At 72.6% G+C, this 6,262-nt stretch carries 6 protein-coding genes and 1 pseudogene; 1 reads left to right on the top strand and 6 read right to left on the bottom strand.

Annotated elements, in window-relative coordinates; all coding sequences use genetic code 11:
• From ACZ3TI_RS16170 to ACZ3TI_RS16155, 4 genes and pseudogenes are all read right to left on the bottom strand, one after another.
• A pseudogene (locus tag ACZ3TI_RS16170) lies at nucleotides 1-155 on the bottom strand (electron transfer flavoprotein subunit beta); the annotation flags it as partial.
• 202 nt (nucleotides 156-357) lie between these two features.
• Entirely contained in the window at nucleotides 358-1,206 is an 849-nt protein-coding gene (locus ACZ3TI_RS16165; RefSeq protein ID WP_465726828.1) for a family 1 encapsulin nanocompartment shell protein, read from the bottom strand.
• 14 nt (nucleotides 1,207-1,220) lie between these two features.
• Entirely contained in the window at nucleotides 1,221-2,237 is a 1,017-nt protein-coding gene (locus ACZ3TI_RS16160) for a Dyp-type peroxidase (protein ID WP_465726827.1), read from the bottom strand.
• A gap of 163 nt (nucleotides 2,238-2,400) precedes the next feature.
• Complete coding sequence (locus ACZ3TI_RS16155; RefSeq protein WP_465726845.1) at nucleotides 2,401-3,813, bottom strand: MFS transporter; 1,413 nt, start codon at nucleotides 3,811-3,813, stop codon at nucleotides 2,401-2,403.
• A gap of 126 nt (nucleotides 3,814-3,939) precedes the next feature.
• On the opposite strand from ACZ3TI_RS16155, the gene ACZ3TI_RS16150 reads away from it, so the two are divergent.
• Entirely contained in the window at nucleotides 3,940-4,359 is a 420-nt protein-coding gene (locus ACZ3TI_RS16150; protein ID WP_465726826.1) for a winged helix-turn-helix transcriptional regulator, read from the top strand.
• A 65-nt stretch (nucleotides 4,360-4,424) separates the two neighbouring features.
• Here ACZ3TI_RS16150 and ACZ3TI_RS16145 read toward each other — a convergent pair whose 3' ends face one another.
• Both ACZ3TI_RS16145 and ACZ3TI_RS16140 read right to left on the bottom strand, forming a co-directional pair.
• On the bottom strand, nucleotides 4,425-5,051 hold the full coding sequence (locus ACZ3TI_RS16145; protein ID WP_465726825.1) for an FMN reductase: 627 nt from the start codon (nucleotides 5,049-5,051) through the stop codon (nucleotides 4,425-4,427).
• Nucleotides 5,048-6,157: an LLM class flavin-dependent oxidoreductase gene (locus tag ACZ3TI_RS16140; protein WP_465726824.1), complete on the bottom strand. Its 1,110-nt coding sequence runs from the start codon at nucleotides 6,155-6,157 to the stop codon at nucleotides 5,048-5,050. Before ACZ3TI_RS16140 ends, ACZ3TI_RS16145 begins: the two co-directional genes overlap by 4 nt.
• Nucleotides 6,158-6,262 lie beyond the last annotated feature (105 nt).

The following is a 6,262-nucleotide window of genomic DNA, read 5'->3' as shown; positions in this document are numbered from 1 at the left end:
TCCGCGATCCGCAGCGCCTGCTCCACGCCGTACTCGTCCAGCTCCGACAGGAGGCCGTCCACACCCTCCCGGTCGGTGGTGTGGTCGTCCGCGAAGCGACGGTCGCCCGTCGCGTCCGGCACGTACTTCACACAGACGACGATCCTCAAGCTCATGAGCGGTTCTCCTGTCACGGGTGCACGGATGCACTGATCCATGGCCTCAGTGATGCCGAGGGTACTGAGTGCCAAGTCCGGCCCGGCCGCGACCCGCGCGCCGCAAGCGCCACCTGGACCGGCGTACCGTGTCGGCTCTCTTCGACTGGCGTCAGAGGCTCCACCGAGAGAATACGGCACTCAGTACCCCTCGTAAAGGAACTCAGTACCCTTCCCGGTGCCCCGGGGCCCGCGGTCCGTCCTCCTGCGCCGAGACGCCGCCCAGGGCGACGGCGGCCTCTCCGGTGTGGACGCGGAAGGTGAGGGACTCCTGCAGGTAGAGGCGGATCGTTTCGGCGTCGTGGGAGAGGTAGCCGACGGAGACGTCCTGGCCGAGGAAGAGCTCGAAGTCGCCGCCGCGGGCGGAGAGCAGGAAGGCGCCCTCGATGGCGGGGGCCCAGATGATGTCGCCGTCGAGGAGGCGGGCCAGGTGGTTGTGGACGGGGTAGCCGTGGTCGCTGGTCTCGTTGACGGCGGTGAAGGCGGCGGCGCCGAGGAGCAGGGAGTAGGGGCCGCCGACACCGGCCAGGCGCAGGGCCGTCAGGGCGCGGCTGACGGCCTCGGGGTACTCCCGGACGTCCGCGGGGAGCGGGACCGGCGGATTGGTGGCGGCGGCGCGGATGCCATCGATGGCGGCGGCGCGGTAGCCCTCGAAGACGGCGCGGTCCTCGGCGAGGGCGAGGGTGCGGGCGGCGTCCTTGACGGGCTGCCAGTCGGAGTCGCGGGAGCCGCGCTCGACGTCGTCCACCGCGTCGCGGCGCACGGTGAAGGGGACGCGCAGCTCGACCACCGGCTGGGCGGAGCGGGCGTGCGCCCGGACGCCGTCCAGCGGCGGTTCGATGCCGGTCAGGTGGCCGGTGCCGACGGCGGCGAGGCCGGCGCCCTCGGGGCCGTTGAGGTCGACCACCCGGCGGCCGGCGACGTGCAGTTTGAAGGTCTGGCGGGCCTCCTCCTCGATCTCCTCCCAGGCGGCGGCGGAGACGGGGGCGAGCTCCCGGTGGAGGTTGTTCATGCGCGGGGTCCTGTTCAGGGGGTCTGCTTCAGGCTGCCGATGCCCAGGGAGCCCTCGGTGGCGGGCGCGCCGGGCGCGGCGGCGCTCGGCGCCGGCGGCGGGGCGTCGAGGAAGCCGGCGGTCGGGACGAAGAACAGCGAGCCGGTGACGGCGGTGGAGAAGTCGAGCAGCCGGTCGGTGGTGCCGGGCGGGTTGCCGACGAACATGTTGCGCAGCATCTCCTCGGTCACCCCGGGGTCGCGCGCGTAGCCGATGAAGTAGGTGCCGAACTCGCCGCCGTGCGCGAAGGAACCGAACGCCATGTTGAAGCGGACGATCTTCCGCTCCTCGCCGTCCGGGCCGGTGATCACGGTGAGCGCGACGTGCGAGTCGGCGGGCTTCACGTCGTCGGCCAGCTCGATGTCGGTGAGCTTGGTGCGGCCGACCGCGCCCTCCTGCTCCTCGACGCTCAGCGCGTTCCACTTGTCCAGCTGGTGCAGGTACTTCTGGACGATGACGTAGCTGCCGCCGGCGAAGTCCCGGTCCTCCGGCCCGACCAGTGCGGCGCTCACCGCGGCCCTGCCCTCGGGGTTCTCGGTGCCGTCCACGAAGCCGAGCAGGTCCCGGTCGTCGAAGTAGCGGAAGCCCTGGACGGAGTCGACCACGGTGGCCGCCCCGGCGAGCCGGTCGGTGAGCTGCCCGGCCAGCTCGAAGCAGAGGTCCATCCGCTCGGCCCGCAGGTGCAGCAGCAGGTCGCCGGGGGTGGCCGGGGCGCGGTGTCGGGGGCCGGACACCTCCCGGAAGGGGTGCAGCCCGGCCGGCCGGGGGCCGTCGAAGAGGCGGTCCCAGAGTTCGGAGCCGATGCCGGTGACGCAGGTGAGGCCGCCCTCGGGGGCCCGGAAGCCGACCGAGCGGCGCAGCCCGGCGAGGTCGGGCAGCAGGTCGCGGACGGCGTCCTCGCCGCCGGGTTCGACGGTGAGCACCAGGAAGACGGCCGCGCCGGTCAGCGGCGAGAGCACGGCCTGCGGTTCGGGCCGGGATTCGGACGGCATGGTTTCGGGCCTCCTCGGGACGCCGCGGCCAGTACACCCCACGGCGGACGATTCGGCGCGGCCGACGCTCATCCGAACGGCCCCGCCGGGCAGGCCGAACGGCCCCGTCGGCGGTGCTCCGACGGGGCCGTTCGAGTGAGCCGTACGCCTTCCCGAGGGGACGTCAGGCGCGCCGCCGCCCCGCACCGGTGGCCGCGACCAGGGCGCCCAGCACCGCCGAGGCCACCGGCACCACCAGCGCCGCCCGGAAGCCCTCCAGCGCGCTCGCCCCGGCGCCCAGCGCCGCCAGGTTCACCGTCGTCACCACCGACAGGCCGAGCGCCGCGCCGAACTGGAACGAGGTGTTGAGCAGCCCGCCCGCCAGTCCCTGCTCCTCCTCCGCGACGCCCTCGGTCGCCGCGATGGTCAGCGGCCCGTACGCGAGCGCGAAGGCGAGCCCGGTGAGCAGCATCGTCGGGAACATCATCGGGTACGTCCAGTCGGCGCCCACCGGCAGGAACAGCCCGTACGAGAGGGCGGCCAGCAGGAAGCCGCCGAGGATCACCCGGGCGTTGCCGAAGCGGTCCACCAGCTTCGGGGTGAGGGTCGGTGCCAGCACCGAGTCCACCCCGATCGCGAGCAGGGCGAGGCCGGTCTGCAGCGGGGACCAGCCGCGCAGGTCCTGCAGGTAGAGGGTGGCGACGAACTGGAAGCCGAAGAAGGAGCCGGCGAACAGCAGCGCGCCGAGGTTGGCCCGCAGCAGCGGCCCGGAGCGCAGGATGCCGGGGCGCACCAGCGGCGACGCCGCGCGCCGCTCGACCGCCGCGAAGGCCGCCAGCAGCGCCAGCCCGCCGGCCAGCACGGCGGCGGTGGTGCCGGGCGCCGCGCCCGGCTCGCCGATCCGGACCACGCCGTACACCAGCAGCAGCATCGCCCCGGTCGCGGTGACCGCCCCGGCCAGGTCGAAGCGCCCGCCGCCCGCCCGCTGCGGCGCGGCCTCGCGGGGGATCAGCGGGACGGCCGCCGCCAGCAGGGCGCCGGCCAGCAGGACCGGGGCGAAGAACACCCAGCGCCAGCTGACCGCCGTCAGCAGCCCGCCGACCACCAGGCCGAGCGAGAAGCCCGCCGCGGCCGTCCCGGCGTACACCAGCAGCGCCCGGTTGCGCCGCGGGCCCTCGGGGAAGGCGGTGGTGATGATCGACAGCCCGGCCGGGGTCATGAAGGCCGCCGACAGTCCGGTGACGAAGCGGGCCAGGATCAGCACCCAGCCCTCGGTGGCCAGCCCGCCGAGGCCGGAGAAGAGGACGAAGACGGTCAGCCAGAGCAGGAACATCCGGCGCCGGCCCAGCAGGTCGGCCGTGCGGCCGCCGAGCAGCATGAAGCCGCCGTACCCGAGCACGTAGGCACTCAGCACCCAGGACAGCGCGCCGGTGGACATGCCCAGGTCGGCCCGGATCGAGGGCAGCGCCACATTGAGCATGGCGACGTCGATGCCCTCCAGGAAGATCGCGCCGCAGAGCACGGCCAGGACGGCGGCGGCCCGGGCGCCGGGGCCCGTCGGGGGCTTCGCCGGGGCCTCCTGAGCGTTTTCGGGCAGGGCTGATGACACGGACACCTGGGGCTCCTCGGGGAATGGGGGGTGGCGAGGGCCCCGGACGGTTCTCTTCCGTCCGGTCGGTTCCCTCTTGTAACCACCCGTCATCCTCGGGCAGCATCGGAAGGCGTGGAAGAAGGCACTTTGAGGGAACCGACGCACTGCGCGGGTACCGAGGACGGATACGACGTCCTGCAGTGGGACGTCCGCGAGGACTGCGAGGTGCGGCAGATCCTGGACCGGATCGCCGACAAGTGGTCGCTGCTGGTGATCGCGCTGTTGGACCGGCAGTCGCTGCGCTTCACCGAGCTGCGCCGGGCGATCGACGGGGTCAGCCAGCGGATGCTCACCGTGACGCTGCGCCAGCTGGAGCGGGACGGCCTGGTCGAGCGGACGGTGCACCCGGTGGTGCCGCCCCGGGTGGACTACGCGCTGACGCCGCTCGGGCGGACGCTGCACGCCACCATCCAGTCCCTGGTCACCTGGACCGAGGCGCACCAGCGCGAGATCGCGAGCGCCCGCGCGGCGTACGACGCGCGGGAGACCTGAGCCGGGTACGGGTGAGGGGCGGGTGCGCACCTTCGCGCACCCACCCCTCGGCACCCCGTGGCGGTTCAGACCCGCAGCGCCGCCAGCTGCTGTTCGAACGGCACCACCTGCTCGGGCAACGCGGGCTCGGCCGCCGGGCCGCGGCCGGACAGCAGGGCCGCCAGCTCGCCCGCCGCCCGGTCGATCCGGCGCGGCAGCCCGTCGGTGAGCGGGTCGCCCGCCGTGCCCCAGTCGTCGGTGGCCGCGTAGACGGCGGTCGGCAGCACCACCGCGCGCAGGTAGCTGAACAGCGGGCGGACGGCGTGCTCCAGGGCGAGCGAGTGCCGGGGCGTGCCGCCGGTGGCGGCGATCAGCACCGGCTTGCCGGTGAGCGCGTCGTTGTCGACCAGATCGAAGAAGGACTTGAACAGGCCGCTGTAGGAGGCCGTGAAGATCGGCGTCACCGCGATCAGCCCGTCCGCCGTCGTCACCGCCTCGATCGCCTCGCGCAGCGCGGCGCCGGGGAAGCCGGTGACGAAGTTGTTCGCGATCTCCACGGCGAGGTCCCGCAGTTCGACCACGGTGACGTCCACCTCCCGCCCCTCCTGGGCGAGTCGGCGCACGGTCGAGTCGGCGAGCCGGTCCGCCAGCAGACGCGTCGAGGACGGCTTGCTCAGCCCGGCGCTCACCACCACCAGCTTGTCCGCGGTCACTTGGCCACCTCGACCTTCTCCTGGTCCTTCTGCTCGTCGCGGGCTGCGACCAGCGCGGCGTGGGTCGGTCCGTTCGGCACCTCGGCCGGGCGGTTCTTGGCGAACTCCTCGCGCAGCACCGGCACGACCTCCTCGCCGAGCAGGTCCAGCTGCTCCAGCACCGTCTTCAGCGGCAGGCCGGCGTGGTCCATCAGGAACAGCTGGCGCTGGTAGTCGCCGAAGGTCTCGCGGAAGGTCAGCGTCTTCTCGATGACCTCCTGCGGGCTGCCCACGGTCAGCGGGGTCTGCTCGGTGAACTCCTCCAGCGAGGGCCCGTGCCCGTACACCGGCGCGTTGTCGAAGTACGGGCGGAACTCGCGCACCGCGTCCTGCGAGTTCTTCCGCATGAACACCTGCCCGCCGAGGCCGACGATCGCCTGCTCGGGCGTGCCGTGGCCGTAGTGGGCGTAGCGCTCGCGGTAGAGGTCGATCAGCTTCTGGAAGTGCTCCTTGGGCCAGAAGATGTTGTTCGCGAAGAAGCCGTCCCCGTAGTAGGCGGCCTGCTCGGCGATCTCGGGACTGCGGATCGAGCCGTGCCAGACGAACGGCGGGACGTCGTCCAGCGGGCGCGGGGTGGAGGTGAAGCCCTGCAGCGGGGTGCGGAAGCGGCCCTGCCAGTCCACGACGTCCTCGCGCCACAGCTGGTGCAGCAGCGCGTAGTTCTCGATCGCGAGCGGGATGCCCTGGCGGATGTCCTTGCCGAACCACGGGTAGACCGGGCCGGTGTTGCCGCGGCCCATCATGACGTCCACCCGGCCCTCGGCGAGGTGCTGCAGCATCGCGAAGTCCTCGGCGATCTTCACCGGGTCGTTGGTGGTGATCAGGGTCGTCGAGGTGGAGAGGATGATGCGGTCGGTCTGCGCGGCTATGTAGCCGAGCATGGTCGTCGGCGAGGACGGGACGAACGGCGGGTTGTGGTGCTCGCCGGTCGCGAAGACGTCCAGACCGACCTCCTCGGCCTTGCGCGCGATCGCCACCATGGCCTTGATCCGCTCGTGCTCGGTCGGGGTGCGACCGGTGGTGGGGTCGGTCGTCACGTCGCCGACGGAGAAGATTCCGAACTGCATGCTGCTCACCACATCCCAGGTAGTCCAACTTTCAACCACCTTAGCAGTCGGGTGGGGACGGTTATTCCCGCCCACAATGGAACTCGGGGCGTCGACACAACGACA

The organism is Kitasatospora sp. NPDC023120, from assembly GCF_055560835.1.
Note: the sequence above shows the minus strand (reverse complement) of the source record. Positions and strands in the feature narration are given on the sequence as shown.

Bases quoted from the DNA above. Each gene is read 5' to 3' on its own strand.
- ACZ3TI_RS16165 (WP_465726828.1), bottom strand. From the start codon at position 1,206: ATGAACAACCTCCACCGGGAGCTCGCCCCCGTCTCCGCCGCCGCCTGG.
- ACZ3TI_RS16160 (WP_465726827.1), bottom strand. From the start codon at position 2,237: ATGCCGTCCGAATCCCGGCCCGAACCGCAGGCCGTGCTCTCGCCGCTG.
- ACZ3TI_RS16140 (WP_465726824.1), bottom strand. From the start codon at position 6,157: ATGCAGTTCGGAATCTTCTCCGTCGGCGACGTGACGACCGACCCCACC.